Consider the following 14,202-nt stretch of genomic DNA (forward strand, 5'->3'; position numbering starts at 1 on the left):
CTACGCTAACGCCCGCCCCGAGTGGCCTTCTGGGAGGGTTTCGACAATGGATGCCGCGATCGCTATGACCTTGTCCACAGCTTCGGCCTCTCCGACCGAGATGCGGATGCCGTCGCCCGCGAAGGGACGCACGATGACACCGCCCTCCTCGAACGCCTGCGCGGCGGTCATCGTCTGCTCGCCGGTGGCGAGCCACACGAAGTTGCCCTGCGCGTCGGGGATCCGCCATCCCTGGTCCCGCACCGCGTTCACAAGCGCGTCGCGGCGCTCGGCGATGTTCGCGACCCGGTCTTTGAGCGCAGGCTCTGCGTCGAGACTCGCGAGAGCGGCCTCCTCCGCCTGCGCGGTCACGGACAGCGGGATCGCGGTCGAGCGCGCGGCGTCGAGGACGCGCGAGTTCCCGACGGCGTAGCCGATGCGGAGGCCCGCGAGCCCGTAGGCCTTCGAGAACGTGCGGAGCACGACGACATTGGGGTGGGCCCCGGCGGCCAGCACCTTCTCCCCGTCGACGGCCGCGGGGTCGGTGACGAATTCGAAGTACGCCTCGTCGAGGATCACGAGCACATCCGCGGGGACGCGCGCGATGAAGGAGTCGAACTCGGCCTGCGTGACGATCGGGCCGGTCGGGTTGTTGGGCGAGCAGACGATGATCACCCGCGTGCGGTCGGTGACGGCATCCGCCATCGCCTGCAGGTCGTGCCGGCCATCAGCCGTGATCGGGACCTCGATGCTCGTGCCGCCGGCGACCGCGACGAGACCCGGATAGGCCTCGAACGAGCGCCAGGCGTAGACGACCTCGTCGCCCGGACCCGCCGCGGCGAGCACGAACTGCGCGAGGATGGCGACGCTGCCCGAACCGATGTGCACCTCGTCGGGCGCGACGCCGAAGCGCTCGGCCAGGCGGTGCCGCAAGCGGGACGCCGTGGCATCCGGATACCGGTTGAGCGCGACCTGCGACCGCACCGCATCCACGACGCCGGGGAGCGGATCGAACGGATTCTCGTTGCTCGACAGCTTGAACGCGTCCGCACCGGCCTGTCGGCCCTGCTTGTACGGGGGAAGCGCCGCGATCGCGGGACGGATGCGGACGGGGATGTCGGAGGTCACCGTTCGAGTCTAGATATCGCGGTCCTCGAGCGCTCCCCGGTCGGCGAGCATCCTGACGATCAAAGCGATCATCAGGTACTTCTCCGCGGGGTTGCCATGGAAGGGAGCACGAGACGCTCCTGCTGCCTTCTCTTCGAACCTGTCGGAATTCCTGACAGGTTGAGGTCTCGTCGAGCTCACGCTCGGTACATAGATGCTGCGGATGTACTCCACAACGTCGGTCCGCGAGGTCGACGCCAGGAGGGCACACCGCCACCGTAGCGAGCCGTTACAACACAAACGGCCGCTTGGGGGAGCGCCCTCCCACACGTCAGCGCCCCGTGAGAGACTCGCGGCATGGGATTCCTCGTGCGGATCGTCGTCAACGCGTTCGCGATCTGGATCGTGACGCTGATCCCCCCGCTGCAGGTCACCGTCGTGCCGTTCCCCCCGGGCGAGCTGCTGCAGGAGATCCTCACGCTGCTCGTGATCGCCGCGATCTTCGCGCTCGTGAACATGTTCGTCGGCACCGTTCTGCGCGTGCTTGCGTTCCCGATCTACATCCTCACGCTGGGCCTCTTCTCGCTCATCGTGAACGGGTTCCTCCTGTGGCTGACCGCGTGGCTGACCCACTGGTGGAGCTGGGGCCTTCGCGTCGAGAGCTTCTGGTGGGGCGTGCTCGCCGCACTGGTCATCACGGTCATCAACTGGGTCGCGGGCATCTTCCTCCGTCCGAACGACAAGCGCTGAGTCACTTCCGCTCCGTCCGTTCGACCGCGAAGTCGAACGCTTCTACCGACGTCGCGGCCCGGAGCTCCTCGAGCCGGGTGTGCAGCGCGCCTGCGCGCGGGTCGTCCGAACGGTCGAACATCGCGGCCGTCTCGGCATAGGTGTCGAGTCGGTGCGCCTTCAGGGCGAAGTCCTGGAGCCCGATCGCGGGATCGGCGACGCGCGAGACCACGACGCTGTCCGCCGCCCCGACGCGTCCGGCGGCCCCGCCGGACGCGAGCGCGGCGACGGGATCGTCGGTGTGCCGCAACTGGACGCTGAGGGTGCCCGCATCCACCTCCGCTTCCGTCGGCGAGCCGAACGTGACGAGCGCACGGGTGTCGTAGCCGCTCTCGACCGCGACGCGCCCCGCGATCATGCCGCCCTGCGAGTGGCCGAATTCGTAGATCGCATCCCCGGGAGCCGCGCCCGCGGCGCGCAGGGCCGCCTCCGTCGCGTCGAAGGAGGCTGACCGCCGCCCTCCATAGAGCTCGACGTTCGACTCCCAGTCCCACGCCTCGCGTCGCCCGCCTTTCGGGTTCGTTCCGGCGATGTACACCGCGAAGCGCCGGGAGCCGTCGGGCATCGCGTACCTCTCCACCCGGACGCGCACATCGCCCTGCGGGATGCGCGCCGCCGCCTCGACGGCGGAGGCGGGCGCCGTCACGGAAGGAGGTACGGCATCGACGCGGGTCAGCCGCACCAGCTGCACCGGGCCGGTCAGCACCGCGTCCCGCGGGATCCGCCCGCCGCCCGTGCCGTCGACGAACGCCCCCGCGGCGAGGACGCCCAGCCCCAGGTCGGTGAGCCCGAGCCCGAGCGGCAGCCCGTACGCCGTGTATTGGCCCGCGACCGTGCGGATTCCGGCGTTCTTCCACTCCTCCTCGGCTGCCTGCGCGTCGGTCGCCGCGGACGGATCGGCGGAGATCAGCTCCCGCAGCCGCGCCTGGATGCGTTCGGCCTCCGCCCCGTGCGCCGCCTGCCGGGCGATGTCGAGCTCGACGATCTCGTAGACCGCGGCGAGGTGAGCCAGCCGCTGCGCGAGGAGGGAGGCGTCATCCTGAGCCCGCTGCAGGCGGAACGTGATCGTCCACGCACGAGACGCCGTGCCGTCGAATGCGAGGCGTGCGGACAGGCGCACCGCCTGATGCCACGCGGTGCGATGAAGTTCGGCGAGGCGGTCGGCGACGCCCGAATAGCCCTCCGCCCCGGCGCGCAGGCGCTCGGTGTCGACGGCGACGGCTCCGCCGCTGCGGATGTCGATGTCGTCGCTCATAGGCCGGACCCTCCGGCGAGCACGTTCGCGCGCGCACGGAGCAGGTCATGGCGCAGCTCCTCGGCATCGGCATCCGCCCGCGCCAGCTCATCGGCGAGCGACCGCGCGCGCTCGGCGAATCCGGCGAACGCACTCGACCGCCATCGCGTCTCCTCGACGAGCGCCGCCGTGCGCGTGCGCAGCGCGTCGAGCTCGTGCGCGATGCCCTGCAGACGGGCGCGCACGACGTCGATGAGGTCGGTCTCGAGGCTCGGCATCCGCCCATGGTGGCGGGCCGCCGCATCCTGCGAGCCGCCGCCGGCACGACTGTGCACAGGCGTCGCGCGACGGCGCGGAAATCCGAACTGTGGAAGAGAGGCCGAAGCCGCCAGAATCGTCGTATGACCGCGAGCACCGGAGATCCCTTCCGCGTGGTGTTCGTCTGCACCGGCAACATCTGCCGATCCCCCATGGCCGAGGTCGTGTTCCGATCGATGGCGGATGCGGCGGGCCTCGGCGACCGCGTCTCGTCGCTGAGCGCCGGCACCGGCGATTGGCATGTGGGCGAGCGTGCTGACAGCCGCACCATCGAGGCGCTCGACCGCCGCGGGTACGACGGCGCCGCGCATCGGGCGCGTCAGTTCACCGCATCCGACTTCTCCGACTCGGATCTGGTGGTCGCGCTCGATCGCACGCACGAGCGGATCCTCCGCCAATGGGCCCGCCGCGAGAGCGACGAGGACAAGATCGCGCTCCTGCTGTCGTTCGACCCCGACGCGCACGGGCGCCAGGACGTCCCGGACCCGTACTACGCCGGCCCCGAGATGTTCGACGAGGTGCTCGGTATGATCGAAAGCGCGTGCCGGTCGCTCTTCCGGCAGCTCGAACCCGCGATCCGCCCCGCGGTGTAGCGTCCGGGGCCTCGCCTGGCGTCAGGACCCCTGTGACCTCTCTGCCCCCGCAGCCCCTCAGCCCTCTCGACGGCCGCTACCGCGCTGCCGTCGCCCCTCTGGCCGACTACCTGTCCGAGGCGGGCCTGAACCGCGCCCGCGTCGAGGTCGAGGTCGAGTGGCTCATCGCCCTCACTGACCGGTCGCTGTTCGGCACCTCGCCCCTCGCGGAGGGGCAGAAGGATCGCCTGCGCGCGCTCTACCTCGGCTTCGGCCAGGAGGAGATCGACTGGCTCGCCGAGAAGGAGGCGGTCACCCGCCACGACGTCAAGGCCGTCGAATACCTCGTCCGCGACCGGCTCTCCTCGCTCGGACTCGACGCCATCGCCGAGCTCACCCACTTCGCCTGCACGAGCGAGGACGTCAACTCGACCGCCTACGCCCTCACGGTCAAGCGTGCCGTGCACGACGTGTGGCTGCCCAAGCTCCGCGCCGTCATCGCCGCTCTGAAGGAGCTGGCCGAGAAGCACAAGGATGCGGCGATGCTCGCCCGCACGCACGGCCAGCCCGCGACGCCCACCACGATGGGCAAGGAGCTCGCCGTCTTCGTGTGGCGACTGGACCGCGTGGCGGATCAGATCGCGGCGAACGACTTCCTCGCGAAGTTCTCCGGGGCGACCGGCACGTGGTCGGCGCACATCGCCGCCGACCCGCAGGTCGACTGGCCGCTCGTCGCACGCGAGTTCATCGAGTCGCTCGGCCTCGGCTTCAACATCCTGACGACCCAGATCGAGTCGCACGACTGGCAGGTCGAGCTGTACGACCGCGCGCGTCATGCCGGCGGCATACTGCACAACCTGGCGACGGATGTCTGGACCTACATCTCGCTCGGCTACTTCGCGCAGATCCCGGTCGCCGGGGCCACCGGCTCGTCGACGATGCCGCACAAGATCAACCCGATCCGCTTCGAGAACGCGGAGGCGAACCTCGAGATCGCCGGCGGGCTGTTCACGACGCTCGCCGCGACGCTCGTGACCTCGAGGATGCAGCGCGACCTCACCGACTCCACGACGCAGCGGAACATCGGCGTCGCGTTCGGGCACTCGCTGCTCGCGCTCGACAATCTGCAGCGCGGGCTCGGCGAGATCCTCCTCCGTGAGGACGTGCTGCTCGCGGATCTCGACGCGAACTGGGAGGTGCTCGCGGAGGCGATCCAGACCGTGGTGCGCGCCGAGATCGTCGCGGGGCGCTCGCAGATCTCCGACCCGTACGCGCTGCTCAAGGACCTCACCCGCGGACGCCGCGTCGGCGCGACCGAACTCGCCGAGTTCGTGCGCGGCCTCGACATCGGCGATGCCGCGAAGGAGCGCCTCCTGGCCCTTACCCCGGCCGGTTACACGGGCCTGGCCGCGGAGCTGGTTGCCGAGGTCTGACCCGCGGATTCTCCACCGAGCCCGCATCCGTTCCACGGGAACGGATGCGGGCTCGTTCCCTTTCATGGCTGTGGGCGAAGCCGATCCGAAAGTCCCGAGGTCGTATCGCTTACATCTGCTCCCAAGCGGTCGATTGGCACTTGATGAGAGCCACTGAGAGAGGTCGCCCGTGAGCAGCACGTACATCGAATCCGGCAGTCGGATCCGCGTCTACGACTCGGCTGTGAGCACGCATGCGATGCTCCCGCTCGGCACCTACCGGGTGCACTTCAGCTCGAAGGAGGGGTTCAGCCTGCTCCGCATCGACGACCTCACGGTGGGCACCGAGCGCGTGTACGGCCACCGGGAGCAGAAGGTCGACAAGATCTTCAGCTCCTACCACCGCACGGAGCGCAGCCTCGGCGTGATGCTCTCCGGCGACAAGGGTCAGGGCAAGTCCCTGTTCCTGCGCATGGTCGCCGAGCGCGCGATCGACGAGGGGATCGCGGTCGTGCTCGTGACGGAGGATGCCGACGGCATCGTCGAATTCCTCGACTCCCTCGACGAGTGCCTCGTCATCTTCGACGAGTTCGAGAAGATCTTCCCGAGCGGGCGGCGCAGTCTCCACGACGGCACGAACCGCCAGAACCAGTTCCTCACCCTCTTCGACGGCATGTCGTCGGTCAAGCGCATCTACTGCGTGACGGTCAACGACATCCAGGACGTCAGTGCCTACATCGTCAACCGTCCGGGTCGGTTCCACTACCACATGCGATTCGACTACCCCGGGCCCGACGAGGTGCGCGAGTACCTGCGCGACCAGGCGCCGTTGGCGTCCGCCGCCGAAGTCGAGAGCGCAGCGCTCTTCTCCCGCCGGGTGAACCTCAACTACGACCACCTTCGAGCCATCGCGTTCGAGCTCAACGACGCGAACGCGCTGTTCGCCGATATCGTCGAGGACCTCAACATCAAGGCGGTCGAGCCCAGCGTCTACCGGGTCGAGGCGAAGTTCGCCGACGGTACCGCGCTCGCGGAGGAGACGGCCGTGAATCTCTTCGAGCGCGGCAGCACCGCCCGCACGATCGAGCTGCGCGGCTCCACCCGCACGCTGTCCGTCTCGTTCTTCCCCAAGGACCTCGTCTTCGACGAGGACGGCACGATCAGCGTCCCGCCGCACATGGTGGACGTGCGGGACGAATACGACGACGTGCCCGACGAGATGCCGGTCCGCCTGGCGCTGACGCTGATCGGGCAGACGAACTACTCGTTCGACGGCTGAAGCCGAGGACCGCGCGATCCCCGGCTCCACGGCGCACGGGGGACTCTTCAGACGCCCGTGGACGCCGGGAGGAATGTGCCGGCGAAGCGCCGGCTGCTTCCTGCGATGCGCCGGAAGTACGCGTCCCGCACGGACCCGCGCATGCCGGCTGCCGGCGGGACGCCCGGCTGGTCTGAGAAGTGGCGGTCCATGGCGTCGCGGAGCAGCCGCACCGCCTGCGTCCGCTGCTGCGAGACGGCCGAGTGCGTGACTCCGAGCTCCGCCGCGATGTCCTTGATCGCGCGATCCTCGAAGTACACGGCGAGGATGATGAACCGCATCCGCTCGGGCAGCGCGGCGACCGCGCGGCCGAGCAGGTCGCTATACTCGGCGCGCTCGGCCTCCTCGTCGGGCGCCGCCTGCATCGCGGGCACGGATTGCGCGAACGGGTCGTCGATCGCCATGACGATGCGGCCGGCATCCGCCAGGCTCTCCGCGACGCCTGCCGCGGTGAGGCCGAGGGCTGCGGCGATCTCCTCGGCGGTGGGGACGCGGCCGAGCTTCTGCGCGAGGGAGTCGCGCGCCGCCGTGGCCTCTTTGGCACGACGACGGATGCCGCGCGACGCCCAGTCCATCGCGCGCATCTCGTCGGCGAAGGAGCCGACGATGCGCTGTCGGGCGTAGGCGCCGAACGGGACGCCCAGCTCGGGGTCGAACGCGTCGGCCGCGAGGACGAGCGCCAGTGCTCCCGCACCGAGGAGGTCGTCTCTGTTGACGTGCGTGGCGCGCGCGTGCAGCTTCGCGGCGAGGTGGCCGACGAGGGGCAGGTTGTCGACGATGAGACGATCGCGCAAGGAGCACATCATCGGGGGCCTTTCAACATGGGTGCGCCATGTCCTCAGCCCCAGGAGGACGGTCTCGAGTACGAGGGTCCGAACATGAGAATATTCTCATTTTCGAAGATGACCGTACCAGTCGACCGGTCGATAGTCACCCTCAGAGCGAGAACGTTCGCCGATGCGTCACCGGCATCGGACAGCGAGAAGCCCCGGGGGATGCATCCCTCGGGGCTTCTCCGTGTCAGACGTCGGTGCGCTACGAGCTGCGCGGCCCCTTCACGCTGCGGTTCACAGCGCGGGTCGCGGAGAACTTCAGCACCGCATAGTCGTCGATCTCCGACTTGCCGTCGGCATCGGCGAACTGCACCCTGTGCCCCTTGTGCTCCTGCAGATAGAACTTGCCGAAGCCCGTGAGGGTCACGCGGTTCCCCTGCGCCACGAGGTCGAGGAGTTCGTCGATCATCGCGTCGTAGGCCTGCTGCGCCACCCGGAGGGGCAGGCCCCCGCGGCGGGCGAAGCGCTGTACGAATTCGCGCCTGCTGACGCGTCCCTGCTCAAGGTCCATGTTTCTCTGCCATCCCCTGCGTTGTCCCCAGCCGCTCGACCTTCCCCGAGTGGGAGGGTCACGTTCCACGGCGGTGCGGGCGATTCCCAGTCCCGCATTGATCCGAGGGTACTTCTTGTTCGCTCATAAATGTCTGGACAGTTAATTTTCGCCTCCTTTACCTGCATGTTCGACGAATATGCTGCTCGACAAAGGAGGCGCCAGGCGCTAGAGTTCCGCGGTTCGCCCGATCGACGGGGACGCAAAAAGGGGTCCGCCCGGAGCGCGCGCTCCGGGCGGACCCCTTTCCAGACGGCTGCCGGCCCCCCGACCGGCTCATCCCCCTCACCGAAAGGGTCCGCCTGGGCACCAGTCACGCACTCGGGCGTGCATGGCGGGCCTACCCCCAATAGTGGTGCATTTCTGCACGTCTACGAGCAAAAGTGTATCATGTCACCGCGCTTCCGAGGCGCCGAGCTGAACCCGGATCGGGAGACCCTGATCCTCGAGGACGACCTGGACCGCGCGGCCCGTCCCGCGGTGGACGACCACGGGCGCGCGCAGGTTCAGGTAGACACCGTCGTCGGACGGGTTCGCGACCACGAGAACCATCGCATCCCGCGGATCGGACGCGCCGATCTCCGCCCGCAGGCCCGCCGGCAGCTGCGGCTCGTAGCCGTGCACGCCGGAGGTCGGATCGAGGAGGAACAGGCGCACCTCGTCGCCCGCGGACCGCAGGGCGTACAGGCCCTCGGCCCCGGGAATCCGGCTCAGCCGGAAGGAGGTGTACGGATGCAGTCCCGGCGGCGGAGAGACGAACTCGACGTCGAGCACGGTCACGGTCGCGGTCGCGCTCATCGCAGGAACTCCAGGAGGTTGGTCTGCAGACTCTTCGCAGTCACATGCAGCGCGGACTGGTAGACGAGTTCGGCGGATTGCAGCTTCACGAGCACCTGATAGCTGTCGACGTCCTCGACGCCGGCCCGCCGCGCCTCGAGGTCCGTCGACACGGAGAGGTTCTGCGCCGATGCGCGCTCGAGCTGCGCCTGCCGGGCGCCGGTGGAGCCCTGAGCGGTCACCATGCTCTTCAGGCGCGCGTCGATGTCGCCGAGGCGCGCGCCGATGTTGCCACCCGCTCGGAGTTCGGCCGCGATGTCGTGCAGCACGGCGAACACGCTGCCCGCGCCCTCGCCGAACGCCTGGGAGCCGTCCGCGTCGACCCGCACCGTCTCGTGGTCGCCGATGCGCCGGCTGACGCCCGCGCCCGGGGTGCCGGTGTACGCGAACGTCGCCGCGTCGAAGGCCCTGCCCGCGTCGCTCGTACCGGCGAAGACGCTGCGACCGAGGACCGTCGTGTTGGCCTGGGAGAGGAGCTCCCCGCCGATGCTGTCGAGCTCCGAGGCGATCGACTCCCGCGCCGTCGTGCTGAGCGCTCCCGAGTTGGCGCCCTGCGCCGTGAGGTCGCGCGCGCGATTGAGCAGGGTGATGCTGGACGACAGCGCCGTGTCGACGGTTGTGACCCACGCCATCCCGTCGCTGATGTTGCGGGCGTGTTGGGCGGTGCGCGACTGGTCGCCGTGCACGCCGAGCGTCGTCGCGGCGGCGGTCGGGTCCTCGCTCGGGGCTCCGAAGGCGCGCTGGGATGCCGCCTGATTCTGCAGCCGGTCGCGCGCGGCGAGGTTCGTCTGCAGGGTGCGGAGGGTCTGCTGTGTCATGGTGCTGCTGGTGATGCGGCCGATCATCGGTGGCTCCGGGGGATCAACGGCCTACGAGGCCGGTGCGATTGATCAGGACGTCGAGAGCCTCGTCGACGGCGGTCAACACGCGCGCCGCGGCCTGATAGGCGGTCTGGAAGGTGAGGAGGTCGATGGTCTCCTGGTCGCCGTCGACCGATGCGTTCGACTGCTGCGCCGTCACCGCGGCGACCGCGCCGCTGCCGGCGACGTCGGAGCGCTGCTGGTCGCCGGCGACGGAGACGGCGAAGCCGGTGACGAAGCCCGTCCACATCCTGCCCGGTCCGCTCGCCGACAGGGCGAGACCGCCGATCCGATCGGCGATGGTGGTGTCGAGGGGGCCGGCCCCGGGAGCGGCGAGCGCCAGCTGGTCGAGGCCGGTCGGGACGACATGCAGTCCGAGTGCCGCCGGACCGGCGGCGTCGATGGAGAAGAAGTCGCCGCCCGCGGCCCCCGACGCGGTGGTGCCGGTCCGGTGGATGTCGTTCACGGCGGCCGCGAGCGCGGTCGCCACGTCGTTGTAGGCGCCGGCGACGCGGGAGAGGATGCCGCCGTCGGCAGCGGGGGCGAGGGCGCTGAGCATTCCGCCGAGCGTGCCCCCGGAGACCGCGATGGACGCGTCGGGACGGTCGCCCCACGCCACGCCCACCCGGCCGTCATCGGCGATGTCGCGCGGGCCGCTCGCCACGAGGTGACGGCTCGCGTCGCCCGAGACGAGCGCGTTCCCGTCGAGACGGAGCGTCATCGTGCCGTCGGCCTCGACGATGCCCGTCGCCCCGACGCCGGCGGAGAGCTGCTGCGCGAGGGCGTTGCGCTGGTCGATGAGCTCGTTCGCGTTGCGGCCGGCCAGCAGAGCCGAGCGGATCTGGCCGTTGAGGGTCGCGACGTGATCGGCGGCCGCGTTGGCGTCGGAGACCTGACGATCCACCTGGCCGCGCAGATCGGACCACTGACCGGCGACCGCCTGATAGCCGCCCGCGATCTGCCCGGCGACGACCTGCGCGTCGGTGAGGACCACCTGGGCCGCGGCGGGGTCCGGGGTGTTCGCGAGGTCCGACCAGCCCGCCCAGAACCGGTTGAGGCCGGCCGCGAGTCCGTTCGCGGTGGGCTCGGCCATGACGGCTTCGGCCTGACCGGCGGCGGTCGCACGCGCGGCCCAGAAGCCGGAGGCCGACAGCGCGTCGCGCACCCGCGCGTCGAGCACGTCGTCGCCGAGGCGCGAGATGCTCGTCACAGTCACCCCGCCGCCGACGTGGGGGCTGACCGCCCAGAGGCTCGTCAGGCCCGGCGCGGGCACCGGTGACTGCTCGATGCGCTGACGGGTGTAGCCGGGCGCGTTCTCGTTGGAGATGTTCTGTCCGGTGACGGTCATGCCGGCCCGCGCCGCGGCCAGCCCGGATGCGGCCGTCTGAAGTCCTGCGAATGTCGACATGTCTTCCCTCAGGCCCGGGTGTCGAGGAGCTGCGAGCGGCCGCCGCGGACGACGCCGCCCGCGAGGTCGTACTCGCCTGTGGGGACGCCGAGCCCCGCGATGGTCTCCTGGGTGACGCGGAGGGCGGTGCGCAGTCGCTGCTCGTTGATCTTCTTCATCTCGAGGATCTCGTCGGCGAGGCCGGTCATCACCGTCAGGTGGCCCTGCAGGACCTCGCGCCAGGCATCCGTCGGCGCCACGTCGATGAGGTCCCGCAGCGTCGTCCCATCCGGCACACCCCATTCGACGGCCACCGCGGCCGCCAGGCCGTCGCGCTTCATCGCCGCCGCCGGCATCGCGGCGGCGACTCGGCCGAGCTCGTCGGCCGCGTGCTTGATCCACCGGTTGCGTCCGGTGGCCAGGAGCATCTGCTGCTCCTCGAGCTTGAACAGCATCAGTTCGAGCAGATCACGCTCGCGCATCAGCTGCATGCTCAGTTCATGAGCGGACAATCCCATACCCCCAGGTAGCCGTTTCCGCGACGGATCCCGTCGCATCCCCGACTATCGCGACGCGAGCGCGCGAGCGTAACCGTCAGGACGCGGTGCGGCCCAGGGCGCTCAGGAGCGCGGCCTCGGCGGAGTCGCTGGACGAGGCCTGTGCCGCCACCTGGTTCTCGTCGCCCACCGCGACCACGATCTCGGTGCGGTTGATGCGCTTGTCACGCGGGGCGTCGATGCCCACGCGCACCCCTCCGGGCGTCACCCCGAGGATCGTGACGGTGATGTCGTCGCCGATCCGGATGCTCTCGTTCGGGCGCCGCGTCAATACCAGCATGTGTGTTCGCCTTCCATGGCTGCGCGCTCGCGCGGGTCCTTCACCCTCAGCATACCGGCATTAGCTTGGTATATGAGTGGATTCGACGGATGTGAGGGCGGTGGGACCCAGCCTGACGACGCCGACCACGTCGGTGGCGAAGCCGCCTGCGGCGGCCTCGTCGTACGAGAGAACGGGAAGGCCGACGACCTGGGCCGCGACGAGGTTCCGCACGGCCTGGCGCAGCGACGGCGCGCAGACCAGCACCGGCTCGGGACCGCTCCTGTCGAGCTCGTCGACGGTACGGCGCACCCCCTCCAGCACCTGCATCGTCGTCTGCGGGCTCAGCACGATCTGCGCCCCCCCGTCGGAGACCCGCATCCCCTCGAGCATCTGCTGTTCGAGCATCGGGTCGAACATCACGACCCGCAGGCGCCCGCCCCGGGCGAAGCGGGCGGCGATGGCCGGTCCGAGGGCACCGCGGGCGGCCTCGATGAGACCTGCCGTGTCGGTCGAGACCTTGGCGCGCAGCGCCAGCGCCTCGTAGATGCGCCCGAGGTCGTTGATCGGCACGCGCTCGACGAGGAGGCCCGCGAGGACGCGCTGGATGCCGGCGAAGGACAGCACCGCAGGGGTGAGCTCCTCGACCGCGGCGGCGTTCGTCTGCTTGAGGTGCTCGGTGAGCAGGCGGACGTCCTCGAGCGAGAGGAGGCGGTACGCCTGGGCCTGCACGATGTCGGAGAGATGCGTGACGATGACGCTCGCGCGGTCGATGACGGTCGCACCCGCCATGTCCGCCGCGTGCGACATCTCGGTGGGCACCCACTTGCCTTCGAGGCCGAACACCGGGTCGGCGACGGCCGTCCCGGGCAGCTCCTCGAGCCCGGTGCCGATCGCGAGCACATGCCCGCGCGGGACGATGCCGCGGCCGGCCTCGACGCCCGCGATGAGGATCGCGTAGGTCTCCTTGGGGAGCTCGATGTTGTCGCGCGTGCGCACCGGCGGCATCATGATGCCGATCTCGAGGGCGATCTTGCGGCGGAGGGATTTCACGCGCGTGAGCAGGTCCCCCGATCCACCGGCGGCGAGATCGACGATGTCGGGTGAGAGCGAGATCTCCAGCGCGTGGACCCGCATCCGGTCCATGAGGTCGTCCGGACCGTCGGCGGCCGCTTCGGCCGCTTCGAGCTCCTGGGCGTGGGCGTCCGCGGCGGCGAGGCGCGCCTGGTGGGCCTTGACGCGGGATGCGGCGAACAGCAGCACCGCGCCGATCGCGAAGAACGCGAGGATCGGCATCCCGGGAATGAGGCCCATCGCGATCGCGGCGACCCCGGTGATGAGCAGGGCGTTGCGGGACTGCATCAGCTGGCGGCCGGCGGCGTGGCCCAACTCCGCCTCGGCATTCTCGCGGGTGACGATGATGCCGGTCGAGACCGCCATCAGGAGTGCGGGGATCTGCGTGACGAGGCCGTCGCCGATCGTCAGCAGGCTGTACGTCTTCAGGGCCTCGTTCATGTCCATGCCGTGCGTGGACATGCCGATGACGATCCCGCCGAAGAAGTTGATGACGACGATCACGATGCCGGCGATCGCATCCCCCTTGACGAACTTCGACGCGCCGTCCATCGCGCCGTAGAAGTCGGCCTCGGCCGCGACCTCCGCACGACGCGCCCGCGCCTCCGCATCCGTGATGAGTCCCGCGTTGAGATCCGCGTCGATCGCCATCTGCTTGCCCGGCATGGCATCGAGGGTGAAGCGTGCGCCGACTTCCGCGACGCGCTCCGCGCCCTTCGTGACGACGACGAACTGGATGACGGTGAGGATGAGGAAGATCACCGCGCCGATGACGAGCGATCCGCTCACCGTGATCTGCCCGAACGCCTGGATCACCTGGCCGGCGTGCGCCTGGCTGAGGATCAGCCGGGTGGACGCGACGTTCAGCCCCAGCCGGAAGAGCGTCGCGACGAGCAGGATGCTCGGGAACACCGAGAAGTCGAGGGGCTTCTTGACGAACATCGCCGTCAGCAGGATGAGCAGGGAGATGCAGATGTTCAGGACGATGAGCACGTCCAGAAGGCCGGTGGGGATGGGGACGATGAGGAGCAGGATGATCCCGACCACGCCGACCGGCACGACTCCCTTGGACAGCAGCTGACCCATCAGGCGCCTCTTTCCTGTTCGTGTTCGTGC

Annotated in this window: 15 protein-coding genes; 4 read left to right on the plus strand and 11 right to left on the minus strand. The window is 69.7% G+C overall.

Features of this window, described 5'->3' with window-relative positions:
- Entirely contained in the window at positions 1 to 1,107 is a 1,107-nt protein-coding gene (locus tag QSV35_RS00740) for a histidinol-phosphate transaminase (protein WP_286285685.1), read from the minus strand.
- A gap of 336 nt (positions 1,108 to 1,443) precedes the next feature.
- Here QSV35_RS00740 and QSV35_RS00745 point away from each other — a divergent pair, with 336 nt between their 5' ends.
- The gene (locus QSV35_RS00745; protein ID WP_286285689.1) at positions 1,444 to 1,836 is read left to right on the plus strand and encodes a phage holin family protein; all 393 of its coding nucleotides are present in this window, start codon (positions 1,444 to 1,446) and stop codon (positions 1,834 to 1,836) included.
- A 1-nt stretch (position 1,837) separates the two neighbouring features.
- Here QSV35_RS00745 and QSV35_RS00750 read toward each other — a convergent pair whose 3' ends face one another.
- Both QSV35_RS00750 and QSV35_RS00755 read right to left on the minus strand, forming a co-directional pair.
- A complete protein-coding gene (locus QSV35_RS00750) occupies positions 1,838 to 3,130 on the minus strand; it encodes a hypothetical protein (RefSeq protein WP_286285691.1) in 1,293 nt (430 codons plus the stop codon).
- Positions 3,127 to 3,387, minus strand: coding sequence for a hypothetical protein (locus QSV35_RS00755; protein ID WP_286285693.1), 261 nt, complete (start codon positions 3,385 to 3,387; stop codon positions 3,127 to 3,129). Before QSV35_RS00755 ends, QSV35_RS00750 begins: the two co-directional genes overlap by 4 nt.
- A gap of 123 nt (positions 3,388 to 3,510) precedes the next feature.
- Between QSV35_RS00755 and QSV35_RS00760 the strand changes: the two genes are divergently transcribed.
- The 3 genes from QSV35_RS00760 to QSV35_RS00770 all read left to right on the plus strand — a co-directional run bounded on the left by QSV35_RS00760 (position 3,511) and on the right by QSV35_RS00770 (position 6,690).
- Positions 3,511 to 4,020 carry a low molecular weight protein-tyrosine-phosphatase gene (locus QSV35_RS00760; protein WP_286285695.1) on the plus strand — a complete coding sequence of 170 codons (510 nt, stop codon included), beginning with the start codon at positions 3,511 to 3,513 and terminating at the stop codon, positions 4,018 to 4,020.
- Between the two features lie 32 nt (positions 4,021 to 4,052).
- Positions 4,053 to 5,432: an adenylosuccinate lyase gene (purB, locus tag QSV35_RS00765; protein ID WP_286285697.1), complete on the plus strand. Its 1,380-nt coding sequence runs from the start codon at positions 4,053 to 4,055 to the stop codon at positions 5,430 to 5,432.
- Between the two features lie 169 nt (positions 5,433 to 5,601).
- Positions 5,602 to 6,690, plus strand: a complete 1,089-nt coding sequence (locus QSV35_RS00770; RefSeq protein ID WP_286285699.1) for an AAA family ATPase — start codon at positions 5,602 to 5,604, stop codon at positions 6,688 to 6,690.
- Between the two features lie 47 nt (positions 6,691 to 6,737).
- Here QSV35_RS00770 and QSV35_RS00775 read toward each other — a convergent pair whose 3' ends face one another.
- The 8 genes from QSV35_RS00775 to QSV35_RS00810 form a co-directional block, all read right to left on the minus strand.
- Complete coding sequence (locus QSV35_RS00775; RefSeq protein ID WP_286287802.1) at positions 6,738 to 7,532, minus strand: sigma-70 family RNA polymerase sigma factor; 795 nt, start codon at positions 7,530 to 7,532, stop codon at positions 6,738 to 6,740.
- A gap of 232 nt (positions 7,533 to 7,764) precedes the next feature.
- Complete coding sequence (locus QSV35_RS00780) at positions 7,765 to 8,073, minus strand: HU family DNA-binding protein (protein WP_286285701.1); 309 nt, start codon at positions 8,071 to 8,073, stop codon at positions 7,765 to 7,767.
- 432 nt (positions 8,074 to 8,505) lie between these two features.
- Positions 8,506 to 8,910: a flagellar assembly protein FliW gene (gene fliW / locus QSV35_RS00785; protein ID WP_286285702.1), complete on the minus strand. Its 405-nt coding sequence runs from the start codon at positions 8,908 to 8,910 to the stop codon at positions 8,506 to 8,508.
- Positions 8,907 to 9,767 (minus strand): flagellin N-terminal helical domain-containing protein, encoded by an 861-nt coding sequence (locus QSV35_RS00790; RefSeq protein ID WP_286285704.1) that lies wholly within the window; start codon positions 9,765 to 9,767, stop codon positions 8,907 to 8,909. Before QSV35_RS00790 ends, fliW begins: the two co-directional genes overlap by 4 nt.
- Positions 9,768 to 9,810: 43 nt before the next feature.
- Entirely contained in the window at positions 9,811 to 11,217 is a 1,407-nt protein-coding gene (gene flgK / locus QSV35_RS00795) for a flagellar hook-associated protein FlgK (protein ID WP_286285706.1), read from the minus strand.
- A gap of 8 nt (positions 11,218 to 11,225) precedes the next feature.
- The gene (gene flgN, locus QSV35_RS00800) at positions 11,226 to 11,753 is read right to left on the minus strand and encodes a flagellar export chaperone FlgN (RefSeq protein ID WP_353618948.1); all 528 of its coding nucleotides are present in this window, start codon (positions 11,751 to 11,753) and stop codon (positions 11,226 to 11,228) included.
- A 37-nt stretch (positions 11,754 to 11,790) separates the two neighbouring features.
- Positions 11,791 to 12,033 carry a carbon storage regulator CsrA gene (gene csrA / locus QSV35_RS00805; protein WP_286285711.1) on the minus strand — a complete coding sequence of 81 codons (243 nt, stop codon included), beginning with the start codon at positions 12,031 to 12,033 and terminating at the stop codon, positions 11,791 to 11,793.
- A 60-nt stretch (positions 12,034 to 12,093) separates the two neighbouring features.
- The gene (locus QSV35_RS00810; protein WP_286285712.1) at positions 12,094 to 14,172 is read right to left on the minus strand and encodes a flagellar biosynthesis protein FlhA; all 2,079 of its coding nucleotides are present in this window, start codon (positions 14,170 to 14,172) and stop codon (positions 12,094 to 12,096) included.
- Positions 14,173 to 14,202 lie beyond the last annotated feature (30 nt).

The sequence above is a fragment of the Microbacterium candidum genome (assembly GCF_030315975.1).
Classification (GTDB): Bacteria; Actinomycetota; Actinomycetes; order Actinomycetales; family Microbacteriaceae; genus Microbacterium; species Microbacterium candidum.

Excerpts from the sequence above, each read along its gene's own strand:
- QSV35_RS00760 (WP_286285695.1), top strand. The coding sequence starts at position 3,511 with ATGACCGCGAGCACCGGAGATCCCTTCCGCGTGGTGTTCGTCTGCACC.
- QSV35_RS00810 (WP_286285712.1), bottom strand. The coding sequence starts at position 14,172 with ATGGGTCAGCTGCTGTCCAAGGGAGTCGTGCCGGTCGGCGTGGTCGGG.
- QSV35_RS00750 (WP_286285691.1), bottom strand. The coding sequence starts at position 3,130 with ATGAGCGACGACATCGACATCCGCAGCGGCGGAGCCGTCGCCGTCGAC.
- QSV35_RS00755 (WP_286285693.1), bottom strand. The coding sequence starts at position 3,387 with ATGCCGAGCCTCGAGACCGACCTCATCGACGTCGTGCGCGCCCGTCTG.
- QSV35_RS00790 (WP_286285704.1), bottom strand. The coding sequence starts at position 9,767 with ATGACACAGCAGACCCTCCGCACCCTGCAGACGAACCTCGCCGCGCGC.
- QSV35_RS00780 (WP_286285701.1), bottom strand. The coding sequence starts at position 8,073 with ATGGACCTTGAGCAGGGACGCGTCAGCAGGCGCGAATTCGTACAGCGC.
- QSV35_RS00775 (WP_286287802.1), bottom strand. The coding sequence starts at position 7,532 with ATGTGCTCCTTGCGCGATCGTCTCATCGTCGACAACCTGCCCCTCGTC.
- QSV35_RS00745 (WP_286285689.1), top strand. The coding sequence starts at position 1,444 with ATGGGATTCCTCGTGCGGATCGTCGTCAACGCGTTCGCGATCTGGATC.
- flgK (WP_286285706.1), bottom strand. The coding sequence starts at position 11,217 with ATGTCGACATTCGCAGGACTTCAGACGGCCGCATCCGGGCTGGCCGCG.
- flgN (WP_353618948.1), bottom strand. The coding sequence starts at position 11,753 with ATGCGACGGGATCCGTCGCGGAAACGGCTACCTGGGGGTATGGGATTG.
- fliW (WP_286285702.1), bottom strand. The coding sequence starts at position 8,910 with ATGAGCGCGACCGCGACCGTGACCGTGCTCGACGTCGAGTTCGTCTCT.
- csrA (WP_286285711.1), bottom strand. The coding sequence starts at position 12,033 with ATGCTGGTATTGACGCGGCGCCCGAACGAGAGCATCCGGATCGGCGAC.